Origin of the sequence: Ruegeria arenilitoris (genome assembly GCF_013032445.1) — a bacterium.
Classification (GTDB): domain Bacteria; phylum Pseudomonadota; class Alphaproteobacteria; order Rhodobacterales; family Rhodobacteraceae; genus Ruegeria; species Ruegeria arenilitoris_F.
Genome location: NZ_WQCA01000004.1, coordinates 197,259 through 215,946, shown reverse-complemented (window position 1 = coordinate 215,946; position 18,688 = coordinate 197,259). Strand labels below are relative to the sequence as shown.

The following is an 18,688-nucleotide window of genomic DNA, read 5'->3' as shown; positions in this document are numbered from 1 at the left end:
GGTAAGCCGCATGGAATCCACAGCGCCCGTTGACCTCGAACTGTGTTACATGTCAGCGACCGAGGCGCTTGAAGCGTTTCGCGCGGGCCGCCTGAAACCCAGCACCCTGCTGCAGGCCTTGATCGCGCGGATCGAGCAGGTCAATCCGGTGATCAACGCTCTGACCGACACCTATTTCGATGAGGCGCGGGAGCAGGCTCTTGCGGCCGATGCTGCCTATGCGGATGGTTCGGCCAACGGAGCGTTGCTGGGTATTCCGGTGCTGGTCAAAGATGCGCAACGTGTCAAAGGCAAGCGCACGACGCATGGGTCGCTGCTGCACATGGACGCCGCGCCGGATGAGATGTCAGACCCGATGATTGAACGTCTGCAGGATGCCGGAGCAATTATCCTCGCCCGTACGACCGTACCCGAGTTTTGCATCTCGGGCGTTTGCCGCAGCCTCGCATGGGGCAATACAGTCAACCCGTTTAATCCTGACTATGGAACCGGAGGATCGTCGGGCGGATCGGGGGCAGGGCTGGCGGCGGGGTTTGCGCCAATTGCAACCGGCACCGATATCGGCGGATCAATCCGAATTCCGGCCAGCTGTTGCGGCGTGGTGGGGTTTAAACCGCCCCACGGGCGCAACCCCGACGGCCCGCCAGCTAATTTCGACTGCTACAACCATTGTGGCCCGCTGGCCCGTTCGATCGCGGATCTTGCTCTGGTGCAGGACGTGGTGTCGGGTGCGCATCCGCGCGATCACGACAGCCTGCGCGAAACCGTCGTCCTGCCGCGTGAGGCCGGCAGGCTGGACGGGATCAAAATCGCGTTTTCGATGGACCTTGGCTACTGTCCCGTCGATCCGGAGGTGCGCCGTAATACTCTGGCCGCATTGGATCACTTTCGCGCACTTGGTGCCGAAGTCACCGACGTCGATGTCCCCTGGACCAGCGCTTGCGACGTGGCGGCCACCCATTGGTACAACACGATGCATTACCTCAGGCAGGCGTCCTGGGCGGCAAATATGCACGCGGATCAACTGAACGACTACACTCTGGCCGCAGCAAAAGGCATCGAGGCCACCACGCTGGACGATGTGTCCCGATCCTGGGAGACCCAGCACGACATGTATCAGTTTTTTGGCGCACTTATGGAGCGGTTCGATCTGTTCCTCTGCCCGACCACAACGATACCTGCGGTCAAAGCAGACCACGATGCGACCGCAACGGATTTCGAAATCGACGGAATTCAGGTCGATCCGGAATATGGGTGGATTCTGACACACCACTTCAACATGCTACACCATTGCCCGGTCATCGCCGTGCCCAGCGGTTTTGCAACGACCGAAGTCCCGACCGGCCTGCAGATAGTCGGCCGAACCTTCGACGACCCGACCGTTTTCCGCGCCGCACTGGCCTATGAGGCGCAAATCGGGGGATGGTTTAGAGAACCTGGCGCGCGTCCGATGACACAAGCTTAACGACAAATGATGCGGCGCTTGTTCCTTCTGGTTCAGATGAAGGTCTACAAACGTATCGAACGCGATTGTATCAAGGAGCTATATAAAAAATGCCGCGCCCAAAAAATTTGCCCGTCTCTACCTTAGAGAAGCGCGGCAAAATCGTCCCGCAGTCTATGTCACGGACCGTTCAGGTGCCGATGTATTTCGATTCCGGGACAACTTTGGGTCAGACACGATTGCCTACTTCGAAGATGGCGTGGATCTATTACGAATAGGAATAACGGGGAGATCGTATGACGATCTACAGATTGCAGAGGAAGGGAGCGACAACGTAATCTCGCTAGAAAACCAAGGATCATCCTGTATTCGCCTGGCCACACGGAACACCGTGTTTTTGTCGCCGTAAAACGCCACCGGACGGCCATGGGTATGCAGATAGCTCTCAAGCGCTTCGAAGTAGCTAAAGGTGCATTCCGACTTCATAAAGCGAAATTCCATCAAGGTGCTGGCGGCGTAATCAATGAAGACGAGCAGGATGCAGGGGTCGCCACAATCCTCGAACCAGCAGCGATCGGAGCCGTCGATTTGGATGAGCTCGCCGAAGCATTCCCGGCGCAAGTTCATAACATTTGCGGCAGAAACCACCGTCAGGCGGCCCTGAAAAACCGGACTCAACACTTCAATACTGTTAAGCTCGGGCTCGCTCATCATTACCCAACCCATGCACGATCTTCCTCGCTTTGTTAAACGAGGAGAATGACATTCCTGAATTGCTCATGAGTTACATTTTAGCTTTGCGACTACACAAGCGCGAACCGTGTAATCTATGTTATGGTGAAACTATTGCGCAGCCGATCACTTTGTAGATTGCTGTCGATCGACATTTGCGAGTTGATGGTTACCTAATCCCAAGAGGCGAATCCGCGCCTGTTCATTGTAAGAAGTTTGATTTCCGTACACCAAGTGTGGTTGGCGGCTTCCCGTTTGATCACAACTTTTGCATTTCGGCCCGGCGGCTCTCCAAAAGCCTGTTGATGTATTGAAATCTTCTGTGACGGGTGCCTTCTACGATGGAACCGGGGTTGCAAGTCTATTCGGGTATCCAACTGAACCACCCGGTTCATGCGACTTTGTCCACCGAGATCTATTTAGCGTATTCAGGTTTGGGGCTTGAGCCACAAGGCTGGTCGGACGCGTTGAACAACCCCTGTTACCCAAGCGCGATTTTGCAGACCGGGGCGCTTTACCGCCACGTATCCCGGCTTAGCTTCAGCAAAACGGCAATCCACGGCGGTTGACCGAATGGGTCCGATCCATCATCCTGAACCGTAACAGTTTGGCCCGGCGCATTTATTTCCGCGTTGCGGTCAATTATTCTTGGCAAGGTTCAAAATATGCCCGATGCATCGCAGAAGCAATATGTGCTGGATACGCATCGGTTGCGCGACCCTGAGCAGACTTTGCAGATCGTCAAACCTTTTTTGAAAAGCATGGGCATCACCCGGATCGCAAACCTGACCGGGCTGGATCGCATCGGATTGCCCACGGTGATGGTTGCGCGGCCCAACTCCCGCTCGGTTGCGGTGTCGCTGGGCAAGGGGCTGTCTTTGCGCGCTGCCGAGGCCTCGGGCGTGATGGAAGCAATCGAATCCTGGCACGCCGAAAGAGTGCAGTTGCCACAACGTTTGGCCAGATATGCCGAGCTTACCGAAGAAGCCGCTGTAGTCGACGTGGCCGGCCTACCGCAAGTGACCGGAGGGCGCTTTGATCCGCATGGCAATATGCTGTGGGTTCAAGGGCGCGATCTGGGCACAGGTGATCCATGCTGGGTCCCTCTTGAGATGGTTGATACCGATTATACCAGCGCACCGGTCGGAGGTCAGGCGGCCTTTCCCCGCACTACCAACGGTCTGGCGTCGGGCAACAACCTGACCGAGGCCAGCTGCCACGCCATTTGCGAGCTGATCGAACGGGATGCCACAACTTTGTGGCACTACCAGCCGGGGTTACCTCGTCTGGATCCGGACAGTGTCGATGATCCACGCTGCCGGCAAGCCATTGCAATGATCGCCGATGCGGGGCTGGAGGTTGGGCTTTGGAACACGACATCGGACGTCGGCATCGCCAGTTTTCGCTGCATGATCTGCGAAGATGGCGGACAACCCGGTCATATCGGCATCGGGGATGGGTGCCACCCGGACCGCGCCATCGCCTTGCTCCGCGCCCTGACCGAGGCGGCGCAGACACGTCTGACCTATATCTCGGGCGCGCGGGATGATCTGGACCCCGAGGAGTTCACCGATCAGGCGAAAATGGAACGCGGGCGCTATGTGCGCGATTTGATTGACGCCACTGCGGCAGATCAAAGTTTTGGCGAATGCCCGTCGCATGTAACCAACTCCTTCGACGAGGATCTGGACTTGCTATTGCGGCGGCTTGATGCTGTGAGCATCCCGCAAGTGGTGACGGTTGACCTGTCGCGGCCCGAGTATGACATCGCGGTGGTCCGGGCCGTCATTCCCGGGCTTGAGGCTCCGCATGACGAACCGGATTACATCCCCGGACCCCGGGCGCAGCGCCTCAGGGAAGGTCTGTCATGACGGTGGTGGTTTTCGTGGGTCCAACTCTGGCGCCAGAGGCGATCTCGGATCATCTGGACACCACGATCCTTCCCCCCGTCCGGCAGGGTGACGTGTATCGCGTCGTACGCGACAATCCGACCGCCATCGGCATCATCGACGGATTTTTCGAAGGTGTGCCCTCGGTCTGGCACAAGGAAATTCTGTGGGCGATCGAACAGGGCATTCCGGTCTTCGGCAGCGCCAGCATGGGCGCTCTGCGTGCGGCAGAACTGGCCGATTTCGGAATGATCGGCGTTGGGGGCATCTTCGAGGACTATCGCAACGGTGTCCTGCAAGACGACGACGAAGTCGCGGTGCTGCACAGCCCGGAGGAATTGGGCTTCCAAACGCTGAGTGAGCCGATGGTATCAATCCGCGCATCCGTGGCACAGGCCCAAACCGCCGGGATTCTGCCGTCGGATACAGCGGCCGAAGTGCTACGCTGCGCCAAGTCAATGAACTACCGTCATCGCATCTGGGCTGATATCTTTGGGGCACTGCAAGACCTGCCGGGTATCGTCGAATTCGCGGATTGGTTGCCGACGGGTCGCATCGACGCCAAGGCTCGGGATGCCGTCGCGATGCTGGAGCGAATGTCGGAATATATAGCCGGAACCCCCCTGCCCCCTTCAGACGTTGCGCGAACCGAGCCCACCCTGATGTGGAAAGCGTTGCGCGCACGGGTCGATGCTGGGAACCCTACCGCCGATCGCAGCGTGATCGACGAATTGCGGCTACAGCCTGAACTTTACGCAACATTGAGGGACCGTGCGGTTCTGGCCCTGCTGTCGCGCGAGGAGGCCTCGAGACAGGATCGCCACCCCGAACGAGCGGAACTGGTCCGGCAGATGGAGGATCACCGGGCCAATGCTGACCTGTCGCGGCGCGCCGATCTGATGGCGTGGATTGAAGCGAATGATCTTAACCCCGAGGGCTATGAGACGATGCTGGCAGATGCCGCCCGGATCGAAGCCGCCACGACGTCGCGGGCGGACCGGCTGGACAGGCAGATTCTGTCGGAATTGCGTCGCTCGGATCAATACACCGGGCTGCGGGATCGAGCCGCCAACAAGGCGGAACAGGCCAATCCGACGGGCACATCCGGCGTGGATCGGTTGCGGGTCCTGATGTGGTATTTTGAATCTCGTCTTGACCAGACAGTGCCCGATGATCTTGACTCTTATGCAGTGGCGCTGGGTTTGGCCGGGCGCGATATGTTTTACGACCTGATAGAAGCCGAATTTTTGTATTGCCACAGGGGTGCCGACACCGGAGCCGCCGAATAAAGAGCTGCCGGATTTAACGGGGTACCACACGGGAGGGCGTTTAGTGAACTTACCCGAACAGATCGAAGAAGAACCCGGGACTCGGTTTCTGTTGTACCCGCAGTCTCCATTTCTGGAACCCAATGCCCAACTGGAACTGGTTGAGGTTTCCGCGCCACAAGGCAGCCTCGGGCCCGGACCGTCCGGGCCACGCATGTATACGGTTAACCCGGTGGGAAAAACCACGCCGTATGGCGCGATTGTTCCGGGTCCGAACGGGCCGGGCATGTACCTGCCGCCTTGGGACGGTTATGTCCAGCCGCCCGCCATGCCGGATGAATTTGGCAACTTCATCCATATCGACCCCACCGATCCCGCGTTTGAGGCCGCGCATCTGTTTGGTTCGGCCCATTTCACTATGGATGTCTGGCAGGGCTATTTCGACCGCCCGATCCCGTGGCATTTCGCCCGCGATTTCGACCGGCTGGAATTGTCGCTGCTGCCCAGTCTGGACAATGCACATATCGGTTGGGGGTTTTTAGAAACCGGCGGCACCCATGAGCATGGCAACGAATACCGCCCCTACAGCCTGAATTTCGATGTGGTCGCTCATGAGATTGGCCACGCCATCATTTACAGCGTAATCGGGATGCCGTCCGACGGAGATGCCTCGGGCGAGTATTACGGATTTCACGAGTCCGCGGCTGATCTGGTTGCATTGCTGGCGTCGCTGCACTTCGGTTCGGTAGTCGATGATTTGCTGGATAACACGCGGGGGAACCTCTATACCTTCAATCGCCTTAGCCGATTTGCCGAACTGTCGGAGAATGCGCAGATCAGGCTTGCCACCAATAGCCGGTCCTTGTCGGAATTCGCTGGTGGCTGGTCCAGCGAACATGCGCTGTCCGAACCGCTGACCGGAGCGATGTTCGACGTTTTTGTCGATATCTATCACGAGCGTTTGCTGGTGCATCACCTGATCTCGGCAGAAGAGGAGAACCTGTCAGATCAGTTGGAAGGCTCTCCCGACTACAGCCGCGTGATGCAGGGTATTTTCAACAAGCGATACGCCGAGAACCCCGAAGGATTCCGCATCGCCCTGCTTGAGGCGCGCGATTTTCTGGGCACCTATCTGGCGGACGCGTGGGAGATGCTGGATGCCGATATGCTCAGCTATTTCGGAGTGGAAAAGGCCTTGCTGGCCGTAGATCAAGAGATCACCGGCGGCGCCTTTCGAAACATCATTGAGGGCAACTTTCGGATGCGGGATATCGGGTTGACCACTGCGGGGCCACGCCTGCCTGATCCCAACGAAGACAGCCATTCAAATTCGGTCCGCACACGGGTACCGGGCTAGCGCCCAAAATCCTTTATTTTTGAATGGTTTTGTGGCATGCAGTCGTAGGATGATTGTTGAAACCAATTTGCTCGAACTTAACGTTCGAGTTCATTTATAGGGGGAGATGGGGTTCTGACTTCGTCAATCCCGTATTTTGGGGGAGAATAGTATGTCTGAATCCTTGCTCAGTTTCTCAGAAGTGTTGTTGTTTGGGCGCACAGTAGACGATCTTCAGATCGTTAAAAAAGGAGTTGAATCGACGGTGCAACTAGCCACCACCGAGAAGGTCGATGACTTTAACGACATTGAAAAGGAAATCGACGGAGAAGACGTTCAAGATGATGATTTGATACTAGTACGAAAAAACAAAGCCAGTCAGAATGGTGTTTATAAGGTCAGTCCAGCAGGTGGAAACAAGAAAAAGCTGGAGGCCCGAATGGAAATTCCCAAAGACGGTCTTGTTGCAGTAGAAAAGGGTGTTGAATTCGCAAGCTCAATATGGCGCCAGAAAAAGACGCCTCCCAAACAATCGTTCAAGCAAGCCAACTTGCGCGGTGAAGGTCGAAATAATCTGCTGGATTCTCAACTGGATTTGTCGGCCCAATTCGCACGGATTTATGGATTTGCCTATGAGGGCACGTACTACGAGCTTCCGGAACCGACCGTCTTTTTAGTTCATGGGGACGGAGAGCCTGCGGCTGCAGCAAGTGGAGCGGATGCGCGTTCGCCACTGGATCCTTCAAAAAGCGGCGTCGCATCGGCGGATTATCAGGTTTCAGACGGCATACGCGTCTGGAATTATGACAAGGCCGATTATTCGATCCGCATGGATGTGATGACAGGTATGTTCGAACAGGTTCTGCTGGATCTCTATTTCGGTGATGACAGCCCAGCGATTAGCGGCGCCCGCGTAAGTGGGGCCAGAGTCAGTGGTGCTCGAGTGAGCGGGGCCAGAGTCAGTGGAGCACGCGTAAGTGGAGCCAGAGTCAGTGGAGCACGTGCGCGGGGATCGGAAGACTGACGCGCGATACCCGTATAAAGCTTCGTATCGGAACAATTGTGCGAAAGGCCCTGGATGAGCAGGGCCTTTTTGGTTCAGAACCCAGCCTTTTTCAGACCCTCAAGGAAATGTTGAGTGTCTTCTTCTATCTTGTCCGGCTGGACAGTTCCCCAACGGGCCATTGAAAAATTCGGGTGCGCGGCCCGATGCTTGTCGGCGATCTGACGGGCAAGGTCTATGTGGCCAAGCTGAGCATAGCTTGCGGCCAGCAAACGTTGTCCTTCGGTGGGGTTGTTCATCTTATTGACGGTGTCAATGGCGTCCTCGTAGCGTCTGAGATTGAAATACGCCCCACCCAGATGCCAAAGGTATTGGTCCGGGAAATATGGGTTCAACCGCATTGCCTGTTGGATATGCGTGATTGCCGCTTCGTTCTCACCACAATGAGCTAATGCATCGGCGAAATCCGAATGCATGTCAGCATCATTGGGGTTTAACGCCAAGGCCCGCTTATAGGATTGCAGCGCCGCATCATGTTCCTTTCGGTACAAATGGACATACCCCAACTCCCCAAATCCACGGGCATCTGTGGGATCAAGCTCTATGGCTCGTTGGGCAAAGATCAGCGCCTGATCCAACGCAGTCGAGGGGTCTTCGCTCCAGGAATAACGCCAGTCGATGTTCAGTGTGCGAGACAAGGCCGCCGCTGCGCGTGCATAGCCTTCGTCCCGTTCCAGCGCTGACTCGTAGAAGTTCTGCGCCTTACGGTTGTCGTTCCGCGTGTATTTGAAAATGTGATATTGGCCCTGCAACACAGACCCATAGGCTTCAAGGTCAGCCGGGATCGCCTGAATCATGCGTTGTTTTTCGTGCGATTCAATCATCACCGCTGTTGCGGCCACGATGCATTCAGTTACTTCGTCGAGAATATCAAATATATCGTCTATCTTGCGATCAAACCGCTCGCCCCAGATGGTGCGTTCAGTCGTGGCATCGATCAGTTCAGCAGTAATCCGGATACGGCTGGCAGAACGCCGCACGCTGCCGCGCGCAATATAGCGTACATTCAGCTTTTGCGCGGCCTCTTTCGGCGGCATCCCTTGCGTTTTAAAGAAAAACGACGAATTCCTTGCGATCACGAACAGATTCCGGAATTTGGACAGGTTCATGATGATGTCGTCGGTCAGCCCTTCGGCGATCCAACTGTCTGACTCGTCGCCACCCTGACTGCTGAAAGGTAAAATTGCCACCGAGGGCGTGTCTGGACGTTCCAGAATGTCTCCGGGAAGGTCAGGGCGCATTGTTCCCGCCATCGTGGCGCCTGCGACTTCACTGCGGACGCAATAGGTCGAGACAGGGGACAGAATGTTCTTGAGCTGTTTGGGCCCGAGAAACTCATACCCATAGCGCAGACGGTTGCAGACCTGATCGTACACGGCAGAGCTGACATAAACTCTTTCAGGCTCTGCAATTTCCTGAAGTCGGGCTGCGATATTCACGTTGTCGCCGTGTATGCCGCGATCGTCGATCAGAATTTCGCCCAGGTGGACCCCAGCACGAAACTTGATTCGCTGATTATCGGTGCGCTTTTGATTGTGCTGGCTGGCGATTCGATGCAGCTCCACACCAAACTCCACCGCGCTGGTCGCTGTGTCAAAAAGGGCCAGAATACCGTCGCCTCGCACCTCAACCACCCGACCGTGAAACGCAGCGCACGTCTCTTCAAGCTGAGTAATCAACGATTTCAGTGCGTTGTATGTATCCAGTTCATTCTCGCTCATTAAGCGTGAATAGCCAACGACATCGGCAAACAAGACTGCGCCCAGCTTTTGCGTTATGGATGGATTTGGACTTGTAGTGTTCACATTCAATACTCGTCTCGGGGGCTGCGTTTGAACCCTGTCGTTCTTTTATAGCAAGAAGTGCATTTGCGTTCTGAAAGCAAATTCACACCCCGTTACTCACACTCTCCGACCTGCGGTGGCCAGGACCAATCTGAGACGCCACCCGACCCGAAAGTAACGAGTGTGCTCGGGTCAAGCTCTTTTGCAAGTATTGGGCGTCGAACCAACCAATCCTGCTTAAGAACACCAACGACGATCATGTCGTGGAATTCTCCATCCGCGTACCAGGCCTGCCTCATTGTCCCCTCGACCTGACAACCCAGTCTTTCCACAAGATCGCGGCTTATGTGATTATCGTCGCGATAATACGAGGTAAGTCGGTTCAAGCCAAGCTGCCGAAACGCGAAATCTGCCAGCAGGGCTGTCGCCCTGACAGCGAGACCCAGTCTTCGTGCAGATTTTTCAACAAACATTGCGACAACGGCGTCCCGATTGACTGACGATATACCCTCAAGGCCAGCGAGGCCCAGAAGTTGCCCGCTGTCTGATTCAACAACAAACCAACACTTGTGGTCGCTGCCAGATACGCAGAAAACATCGCTCCAAGCTTCTTCGGTTTGCGTCATGTTAAACGGAATGCGTAGCTTACGGTCAAATCGTGCGAGGTCTTCAATATCCTGAAACCAGGGGCTGATGACTTCCAGATCCGCCTTTTCCAGAGGACGCAGCTTAAAAATGCTGTTGGATTTGTCTGGCAATGAATCAACTACCTTTAATTGAAATCAGAAAAAACACTTCCCGGACCCTAACACACTTGTTCAGCAAATACGAATTGAGAAAACATCCGGCCCGGCAAATTTGTTCCGTCACAGTTCGCGTGACTGGCCGAAACAAAAGAAAAACCGGCCCGCTTGAAACAAGCAGACCGGTTCTTTGCGAGTGGCGTGGTAGTTAATCGTAAAGAACGGCCGAAATTTTCGGATCGTCCATGTTCGAAGCATCGTAGTAGTAGAAGCCCGTGTCGATCAGGGCTGGAACCTCTTCGCCGTTCAAAGCAGATACAGCCGCTTTGACGGTTTCATAGCCGATACCAACCGGATTTTGGGTAATAGCACCAGCCATCAGCCCGCTCTTGATCGCATCTTTCTGAGCTTTGCCGCTGTCATAACCAATGATGACCAGCCCTTCGGTGCCCAGTTCCTGCACACCGTTTACAACGCCAATAGCCGAGCCTTCGTTGGTGCCGAAGATGCCGTTCAGATCCGGATTTGCGGTCAGGATGGCCTTGGTGACTTCAGTCGATTTCAGGTGGTCGCCCTGCCCGTATTGAACGGTCACAACCTCGATATCCGGGTATTTCTCGGCGATGCGGTTCACGAACCCATCACGGCGGTCGATGCCAGTACGGCTGGTCTGGTCATGCGCGACCACGGCGACCTTGCCTTTTCCGCCCAACATTTCGGCCATCTTGTCTGCAGCCAGACCTGCAGCCGCCAAGTTGTCAGTGGTTGCCGTGGAAACGGGGATATCGCTGTCGACGCCGCTGTCGAAGGCAATAATTGGAATGCCTTTTTCATCAGCTTGCTTCAGCAGCGGGATGGCGGCCTGGCTGTCCAACGCGGCAAAGCCGATGGCCTTGGGGTTGTTGGCCAGTGCCGCGGCCAGCATGTCGATCTGGCGGTCAACCATGGTCTCGTTGTCGGGGCCTTCAAATGTGATGGTCACGCCATACTCATCCGCTGCCTGCTCGGCTCCGGATTTCACCGCCTGCCAGAACTGGTGCTGGAAGCCTTTGGACACCAGCGGGATGTAGATATCCTCGGCCGCAGCCATCGAGGCCGGTGCTGCAAGGGTGGCGGCACTCAGCGCCCCTAGAATGAAACGACGTGTTAACATGTTGTTCTCCTCCTTGTTGGTCGTTTGTATGTTGGTTCAGCCGGTTTTCTTCCGTCGCGCCATGTCGGCATAGACGGCCAGAATGATGATTGCGCCGGTCACGACGGTTTGCCATTCCTGCGCCACTGACAGCACGCGCAACCCGTTGGTCAACACGGCCATGATCAGCGCTCCGATCAGCGTTCCCAGGATTGTGCCGCGCCCACCGGACAGGGATGTCCCGCCAATCACCACGGCAGCGATGGCCTCAAGTTCATACCCCAGACCCAACGCTGGCTGCGCAGAATTCAGACGGGAGGCGATGAGGATTCCGGCGATACCGCAAATGGCCCCGGCCAGCGCGTAGATGCGCATTTTCCACATGTCGGTATTCACACCAGACAGGCGTACGGCCTCTTCGTTTGACCCCAACGCAAAGGTGTAGCGCCCCAAAACCGTGCGCCCCAGAATGTACGAGGCCGCGATAGCCACCAGAAACAGGATCAGCACGCCGTTGGGGATGGGCAGCGCCGGGAAGACCTCTCCGATAAGCGATCCGCGCGAGATCTGATCAAAGCCCGGTGTGTTGTTGAAATAGATCGGTCGGGTGCCCGAGATTACAAGTGACAGTCCCTTGAGGATCAGCATCATGCCGAGCGTGGCGATGAAGGGCGGGATTTTCATCTTGGCGACGAAGGTGCCCGAGCACAGCCCGCAGAGCGCACCCGCCCCAATGGCCGCCGCAACACCCAGCAACAACGGCATCCCCAGATAGGTCAGCACCACACCCGCGATCACCGCGCAGAACGTCATCAACGTCCCCAGCGACAGGTCAATCCCTCCGGTGATGATGATCAAAGTCGCCGCCACCGCCAGCACTCCGTTGACCGAGGTGGCCTGTAGAATGGCGATCATGTTCGAGGTCTGCATGAAGTTGGGCGACGCGATCGAAAACCCGATCAGCAAGGCGATCAAACTGGCAAACGCCAGCAGCTTTTGATAGGCGCCGCTTTCCGACAGACCCGCGAGGGGCTTTTTCTTGTCGATATCTGTGGCTGTGGTCATTGCACTGTCCCTGTTACCTGCATTGCCGCCGCCCGTTGGGTGGCCAGATGCATGATGTCTTCCTGAGTGGTGTCTTTTCCGCCGGGCAGAATGCCGGTCAACCGGCCTTCGCACATCACGGCGATGCGGTGGCTGAGGCGCATAATCTCGGGCAATTCGGACGAAATCACGATGATCGTCTTACCCTGTTCGGCCAATTCCTCGAGCAGCTTGTAGATCTCGGACTTCGCACCCACGTCGATGCCGCGGGTGGGCTCGTCAAAGATCAGAATATCGCAGTCGCGCAGCAACCATTTTGCGATGACAACCTTCTGCTGGTTGCCGCCTGACAACAGCCGAACCTCCTGCACATCAGACGGGGTACGTATGCCAAGCTGCTTGATATAACTCTTGGCGGTGGTGCTGATCTCGCCATCGTTCAGAACACCACCTGTCGCAGTGAACAAGTCCATTGAGGCCAGCGCGATATTGTCCCGCACGTTCATGCCCGTAGCTAGGCCAAAGTGTTTGCGGTCTTCCGACAGATAGCCGATCCCCGCACGCACCGCGTCCTTCGGCGATTTGATCGAGACCGGCTTGCCATGGACACGGATTTCCCCGGCATCTTTCGGATCGGCCCCGAAAATGGCACGCGCAACTTCGGTGCGCCCTGCCCCCATCAACCCGGCAAAGCCCAGAATCTCACCCTTCTGAACCGAAAAACTAACGTCGTGGATGTCTTTGCCCCGCGTCAGGTTCGACACCTGCAACGACACCTCAGCATCGCCCAGATCGGGCACGTCCAGAGGTTCCTCGTTCACTTCGCGCCCCACCATCATCGCGATGATCTGGCTGATCGGTGTGTCCGCGGCGTCGACTGTGCCGACATACTCTCCGTCACGCATAACTGTGACGCGGTCGGCGATTTGCTTCAGTTCATCCATCTTGTGGCTGATATAGACGATGCCCACACCCTCGGCCTTGAGGCGACGGATGATCACGAACAACTCGGCGATCTCGGCGTCATTCAGGGCGGCTGTAGGTTCGTCCATGATCAGAACCTTGGATCTATAGGACAGCGCCTTGGCGATCTCAACCATCTGCTGTTTCGCAATCGTCAGGCTGCCAACCAGTGTTTTCGGGTCCAGCGACAGGTTCATTGAGGCGAAAATCTCGGCGGTTTGAGCATTCAACGCGGCCTCATCTAATCGCCCAAAGCTCTTGCGGGGTTCGCGGCCGATAAAGATGTTCTGCGCAACGGTCAGATCGTTCATCAGGCTCAGTTCCTGATGGATGATGCCGATCCCCAGATCCTGTGCCTCGCGCGGGGTGGTGGGGCTGACCGATTTGCCTTCGATCACCAGATCGCCGCCATCGCGCTGATAAATCCCCGACAGGATTTTCATCAGCGTGCTTTTCCCGGCGCCGTTCTCGCCCATCAGTGCGTGAACCTCGCCCGGGAACAGATCGAACTGCACGGATTTCAGCGCGTGCACCCCGGGGAAGTGTTTGTCGATCCCCGTCATGTCGACCAGTTTTGTCATTTTTCCTCCCATATCGCCCCTCTCCCTAAGGGCTACGCGGGTTACATCACCGCGCCGATTTGCCAGGGGACGAATTCGACGCCCCCAAAGCCAAGGTCCTCACTTTTGGTTTTCTCACCGGATGCGACCCGGATCAGAATTTCGAACAGCTCTTCGCCCTTGGATTCGATGCTGATCCCGTCGGTGACGATGTCGCCGCAGTTCAGGTCCATGTCATCGGCCATACGCGCGTACATTTCGGAGTTCGTCGCCAGCTTGATACAGGGGGTTGGCTGATAGCCTGAGACCGAGCCGCGGCCTGTGGTGAACACAATCAGGTTTGCGCCCGAGGCCACCTGCCCTGTGACCGAGCATGGATCGAACCCGGGGCTGTCCATGAAAACAAAGCCCTTTTTGTCGATCATCTCGCCGAATTTATAGACATCTCGCATTGGCGCAGTGCCGCCTTTGGCCACGGCGCCCAGCGATTTCTCCAAAATGGTGGTCAGCCCGCCGCGCTTGTTGCCAGGGCTGGGGTTGTTGTCCATCTCTCCGCCATTTCGGGCGGTGTAGTCTTCCCACCAGTGAATACGGTCGATCAGTTTTTGACCCACTTCGGGCGTTTCGGCGCGCCGGGTCAAAAGATGCTCGGCCCCATAGACTTCAGACGTTTCCGACAGGATTGTCGTCCCGCCGTGCCGAACCAGAAGGTCCGAGGCATATCCCAACGCCGGGTTGGCAGTGATCCCCGAGTACCCGTCGGATCCCCCACACTGCATCCCGACCGTGATCGCGCTGAGCGGGGCTGGTGAACGTGTCGCTTGATTGGCCAACTCCGCGATGCCGCGCAATTCTTCCAAACCGCGCTCTATGGTCCGGCGGGTGCCGCCTTCATTCTGAATGGTCATATAGCGCAGTACACCGTCCTGCCGGATCGGGCGACCGCCTACCAGATCGGCCACTTGCATGACCTCGCAGCCCAATCCGATCAGCAGAATGCCCGCAAAATTCGGGTGTTGGGCATATCCGGCCAAAGTGCGGAACAAGGTTGCATAGCCCTCGTCCTTGCCTGACATGCCGCAGCCAGTGCCGTGCACGATCGGCACTACCCCGTCGACATTAGGGAACTCTTCCAGAATGCCAGTCTTCTGGGCGGCTTCAGCAATGAAACGCGCCACCGAGCCGGAACAATTCACCGTCGTCAGAATGCCAATATAGTTTCGTGTGCCTACTTTCCCGTCTGAGCGGTGAAAGCCTTGGAAGGTGCGCGCTTCGTTTATTTCCGGCAGCGGCACATTCGCGCTTGCATGCGCATAGTCTTGTTGGTGCGCGCCCATTCCAAGGTTGTGTACGTGGACATGCTCACCCAGAGCGATGTCCGCCTTTGCCTGCCCGATGATCTGCCCGTACCGAATGACATTTTCACCCGACGGGATCGGAGCGGCGGCGATCTTGTGCCCCCGCGCAATTGCTTCGGTTAGCGGTATGGAAAGGTCAAACGGCTGTTCACCAGCCTGCAAATTTCGCAAAGCGATCACGACATTGTCATCCGGGTTCAGCCTGACCGTGTCGCGAGTCGCTGCGTTAGAGGCCTTATTTTTCTGGTCTGCTTGCATCCCGTCCCCGCTTGCTTGGTCAAATTGCTAAACGGCAATCACGCACTTGTCAACTAACATGTTAGTATGATAGATCAGTCTTATGACTAAACCACAAGACATCGACGCGCAGGTTTTGCGCGATATTGCGTCGGATGAGGGCTCGCTGGCGCAGCGGGTTTATCAGGCGATCAAGCAGGCCATTCTTTCATTGGACTTTCCGCCGGGTGCGACGCTCAGAAAGGCGCCGATCTGCGAACGGCTGGGCGTGTCGCGCGCACCTGTGACCGAAGCGATCGCCCGGCTGGCCGCCGAAGGGCTGGTAGATGTCGTGCCGCAGTCAGGTACACGAGTTTCCTATTTCTCGATGCCGGAAATCCGCGAAGGCATGTTCCTTCGTGAAGCGCTGGAACTCGCAACTGTTGCCAAGGTTGCTCGGGACCTGACGGAAGATCAGCGCAAGAAACTCAGCCGAAATATGCGCATGCAAGAGCTGATGATCGAGGATGAGGACATTCCCGGCTTCTATCAGGCCGATGAGGAATTCCACGCCTTACTGATGCAATTTACGGGCTTCAAACGCCTGGGTGATGTGGCACAAACCGTATCCCTGCAAGTTAGTCGGGCTCGGATGCTGTTGCTGCCAACGCCGGGGCGCATCGCGGAAACTCTGGAAGAACACCGCGCCATCTACGCTGCCATTCTGGAGCGTAACGAGCACACAGCTCAGGCTGCCATGCGGCACCACTTGGGGCAGCTTATGCCGCGGATTGAGGTGCTGATTCAGGAGCAACCGCACCTTTTTAACCTCTCTACTCAGCCAGCACGGGAAGCAGGATGACCGTTTCGCAAACCGAACTATTGAATCACCGCACTGCACGGCCTGTGCCATTAACTCGAATGGGTTTTGGTGGCGCGCCACTGGGAAATCTCTATCGCAAAGTCCCGGATGCGGACGCGCAGGCAGCCTTGCAGGCGGCTTTTGACGCGGGCATTCGGTTCTTCGACACCGCCCCGCAATATGGCCTCGGCCGGTCCGAGCATCGATTTGGCGAAGCGATTGCCCGCTTTGGGCGTGAGAACATCCAACTGTCGACCAAGATCGGTCGCCTGTTGTTGGATTGCGAACCGCATGAGGTGACACCCGAGGCTTTTGTGGACGTGCCGCAAAAACGGATCGTGTTTGACTACACCTATGACGGCGTGATGCGCTCTTACGAAGAAAGCCGGGAACGGATCGGAGTGGCCAATGCCGACATACTGTTGGTGCACGATGTTTGCGTCTTCAGTCAGGGCAGTCAGGAAATGTCTGACGCCAAAGTGCGCGAGCTGTTCGATGGCGGCGGCTACAAGGCGTTGACTGAATTGCGGGATGCTGGTGAGGTCGCGGCGATCGGTGCTGGTGTGAATGAATGGCAGGTTTGCGAGAAACTGCTGGGGCTTGGTGATTTCGACGCGTTTCTGCTGGCAGGCCGATATACGCTGCTGGAACAAGAGGCATTGGACAGTTTCCTGCCGCTTTGTGAGGAACGCGATGTTGGGATCATTCTGGGCGGGCCGTATAACTCGGGCATTCTGGCCACCGGGGCTGTGCCCGGCGCCAAATACAACTACGCCGATGCGCCCGAGGACATTCTGGATCGGGTGCGCAAGATCGAGGCTGTTTGCGCCGCACATGACACGCCACTGATCGCGGCAGCCTTGCAGTTCGTTCTGGGCCATCCTTGCGTCAAAACCGTGATCCCCGGCGCGGTCAGTGCCACCGAAGTGCAGTCCAATGTCGCTTTGCTGGATCGAAATATCCCGGCTGGGCTTTGGTCTGATCTGCGGTCCGAGGGCCTGATCCGCCCTGACGCACCTCTGCCCGCCGAGGCCGCCAATGCTGCGTAACATCGATCCGATCCTTTCGCCTGAACTGATACTCACACTGCGGGCCATGGGTCACGGGGATGAGATTGTCATCGCAGACGCGAATTTTCCGGGCTCTAGTACAGGACCGAATTGCATCCGCGCTGATGGGTCTTCAGCCAGTGAGATGCTGCGGGCGGTCCTGTCCGTCATGCCACTGGACACATTCGTGCCTGACCCGGCGCTGACCATGCAGGTGGTCGGTGACCCTGACGCTGTTCCCGAAGCCGTGGCAGACTTTCAGTCCATCATCGATGCCACGGCAGACAATCCTGCCCGCATTCAGGGGCTGGAGCGATTTGCCTTCTATGACCGTTCCGCCAGTGCTTTTGCCATCGTCCAGACAGGTGAGCGGCGACTGTACGGCAACATCATCCTCAAGAAAGGCGTCATTGGATGAGGATCGACGCACACCAGCATTTCTGGGCCTTGGCACGGGGTGATTATGGCTGGCTGACGCCGGAACTTACCGTGATCTACCGAGATTTCACACCCGATGATCTGGCGCCCCTTATCAAGGCCGCAGGGATCGAAGGTACGGTTTTGGTGCAGGCCGCCCCAACGATCGCCGAGACGGAATATATGCTGTCTCTGGCCGATCAGACGCCGTTTATCAAAGGCGTTGTCGGCTGGGTCGATTTCAAGGCTGCCGATGCACCCGCGCAGATTGAGGCGCTGTCCGCGCACCCGGCTCTGGTCGGGTTGCGACCGATGATCCAAGACATCCCTGATCCGAACTGGATGCTGGGGAACGCTCTGACCCCGGCGTTCGACGCAGTCCAACGCCATGATCTGACCTTTGATGCCCTGACACAGCCGCAGCATCTTGGCCCGTTGCGTCAACTTCTGGCACTTCACCCGCAGATGCGCGTTGTGATCGATCATGGATCAAAACCGCTGATCCGGGATGGAGTGATCTCAGGATGGGCAGAAGACATGGCCGCACTTGCCAGCGATACCGACGCCTGGTGCAAGCTGTCGGGTCTGGTCACCGAAGCCGCGCCGGATTGGACGACCGACGACCTGCGCCCGTATGTCGACCATTTGCTGGACACTTTCGGTCCATCCCGCCTGATCTGGGGCAGCGACTGGCCGGTCTGTACATTGGCCAGCAGTTATCAGCGCTGGCTGGACACTACCGACGAGCTGCTGAGCGCGCTGACCGAAACCGAACGAAAAGCGGTGCTGGGGGGCAATGCTACCCGGGCCTATAACCTCAGGGGTTAA

The 18,688-nt window shown here is 56.9% G+C and carries 16 protein-coding genes and 1 pseudogene; 10 read left to right on the top strand and 7 right to left on the bottom strand.

What is annotated here, in order from left to right:
* Positions 1-10 precede the first annotated feature (10 nt).
* Positions 11-1,465 (top strand): amidase, encoded by a 1,455-nt coding sequence (locus tag GOW98_RS07270; RefSeq protein WP_170330466.1) that lies wholly within the window; start codon positions 11-13, stop codon positions 1,463-1,465.
* 348 nt (positions 1,466-1,813) lie between these two features.
* Here the strand turns inward: GOW98_RS07270 and GOW98_RS07265 are convergent.
* A pseudogene (locus GOW98_RS07265) lies at positions 1,814-2,065 on the bottom strand (ISNCY family transposase); the annotation flags it as partial.
* A gap of 452 nt (positions 2,066-2,517) precedes the next feature.
* Here GOW98_RS07265 and GOW98_RS07260 point away from each other — a divergent pair.
* The 5 genes from GOW98_RS07260 (at position 2,518) to GOW98_RS07240 (ending at position 7,693) form a co-directional block, all read left to right on the top strand.
* Entirely contained in the window at positions 2,518-2,745 is a 228-nt protein-coding gene (locus GOW98_RS07260) for a hypothetical protein (RefSeq protein WP_170330464.1), read from the top strand.
* Positions 2,746-2,841: 96 nt separating this feature from the next.
* On the top strand, positions 2,842-4,047 hold the full coding sequence (locus GOW98_RS07255) for a YcaO-like family protein (protein WP_170330462.1): 1,206 nt from the start codon (positions 2,842-2,844) through the stop codon (positions 4,045-4,047).
* Positions 4,044-5,354 (top strand): TfuA-like protein, encoded by a 1,311-nt coding sequence (locus GOW98_RS07250; RefSeq protein ID WP_170330460.1) that lies wholly within the window; start codon positions 4,044-4,046, stop codon positions 5,352-5,354. The genes GOW98_RS07255 and GOW98_RS07250 overlap by 4 nt, the downstream gene beginning before the upstream one ends.
* A 43-nt stretch (positions 5,355-5,397) precedes the next feature.
* A complete protein-coding gene (locus GOW98_RS07245; protein WP_170330457.1) occupies positions 5,398-6,690 on the top strand; it encodes a hypothetical protein in 1,293 nt (430 codons plus the stop codon).
* Positions 6,691-6,841: 151 nt separating this feature from the next.
* Positions 6,842-7,693 carry a hypothetical protein gene (locus tag GOW98_RS07240; RefSeq protein ID WP_170330455.1) on the top strand — a complete coding sequence of 284 codons (852 nt, stop codon included), beginning with the start codon at positions 6,842-6,844 and terminating at the stop codon, positions 7,691-7,693.
* A 74-nt stretch (positions 7,694-7,767) separates the two neighbouring features.
* On the opposite strand, the gene GOW98_RS07235 is transcribed toward GOW98_RS07240, so the two are convergent.
* The 6 genes from GOW98_RS07235 to GOW98_RS07210 all read right to left on the bottom strand — a co-directional run bounded on the left by GOW98_RS07235 (position 7,768) and on the right by GOW98_RS07210 (position 15,574).
* Positions 7,768-9,537, bottom strand: a complete 1,770-nt coding sequence (locus GOW98_RS07235; protein WP_170330453.1) for an adenylate/guanylate cyclase domain-containing protein — start codon at positions 9,535-9,537, stop codon at positions 7,768-7,770.
* A 92-nt stretch (positions 9,538-9,629) separates the two neighbouring features.
* A complete protein-coding gene (locus tag GOW98_RS07230; RefSeq protein ID WP_254437930.1) occupies positions 9,630-10,274 on the bottom strand; it encodes a GNAT family N-acetyltransferase in 645 nt (214 codons plus the stop codon).
* A 193-nt stretch (positions 10,275-10,467) separates the two neighbouring features.
* Positions 10,468-11,412 (bottom strand): ABC transporter substrate-binding protein, encoded by a 945-nt coding sequence (locus GOW98_RS07225; RefSeq protein WP_170330451.1) that lies wholly within the window; start codon positions 11,410-11,412, stop codon positions 10,468-10,470.
* A gap of 36 nt (positions 11,413-11,448) precedes the next feature.
* Positions 11,449-12,456, bottom strand: a complete 1,008-nt coding sequence (locus GOW98_RS07220; RefSeq protein ID WP_170330449.1) for an ABC transporter permease — start codon at positions 12,454-12,456, stop codon at positions 11,449-11,451.
* Positions 12,453-13,979, bottom strand: coding sequence for a sugar ABC transporter ATP-binding protein (locus tag GOW98_RS07215; protein ID WP_170330448.1), 1,527 nt, complete (start codon positions 13,977-13,979; stop codon positions 12,453-12,455). Before GOW98_RS07215 ends, GOW98_RS07220 begins: the two co-directional genes overlap by 4 nt.
* Positions 13,980-14,020: 41 nt before the next feature.
* Entirely contained in the window at positions 14,021-15,574 is a 1,554-nt protein-coding gene (locus tag GOW98_RS07210) for a UxaA family hydrolase (RefSeq protein WP_170330445.1), read from the bottom strand.
* A gap of 82 nt (positions 15,575-15,656) precedes the next feature.
* Here GOW98_RS07210 and GOW98_RS07205 point away from each other — a divergent pair, with 82 nt between their 5' ends.
* The 4 genes from GOW98_RS07205 to GOW98_RS07190 are packed head-to-tail and all read left to right on the top strand — an operon-like array spanning position 15,657 to position 18,688.
* Positions 15,657-16,394: a GntR family transcriptional regulator gene (locus GOW98_RS07205; RefSeq protein ID WP_170330443.1), complete on the top strand. Its 738-nt coding sequence runs from the start codon at positions 15,657-15,659 to the stop codon at positions 16,392-16,394.
* Positions 16,391-17,443: an aldo/keto reductase gene (locus GOW98_RS07200; RefSeq protein ID WP_170330441.1), complete on the top strand. Its 1,053-nt coding sequence runs from the start codon at positions 16,391-16,393 to the stop codon at positions 17,441-17,443. Before GOW98_RS07205 ends, GOW98_RS07200 begins: the two co-directional genes overlap by 4 nt.
* Positions 17,433-17,861, top strand: a complete 429-nt coding sequence (locus GOW98_RS07195; RefSeq protein ID WP_170330439.1) for an RbsD/FucU family protein — start codon at positions 17,433-17,435, stop codon at positions 17,859-17,861. Before GOW98_RS07200 ends, GOW98_RS07195 begins: the two co-directional genes overlap by 11 nt.
* A complete protein-coding gene (locus GOW98_RS07190) occupies positions 17,858-18,688 on the top strand; it encodes an amidohydrolase family protein (RefSeq protein WP_170330437.1) in 831 nt (276 codons plus the stop codon). The genes GOW98_RS07195 and GOW98_RS07190 overlap by 4 nt, the downstream gene beginning before the upstream one ends.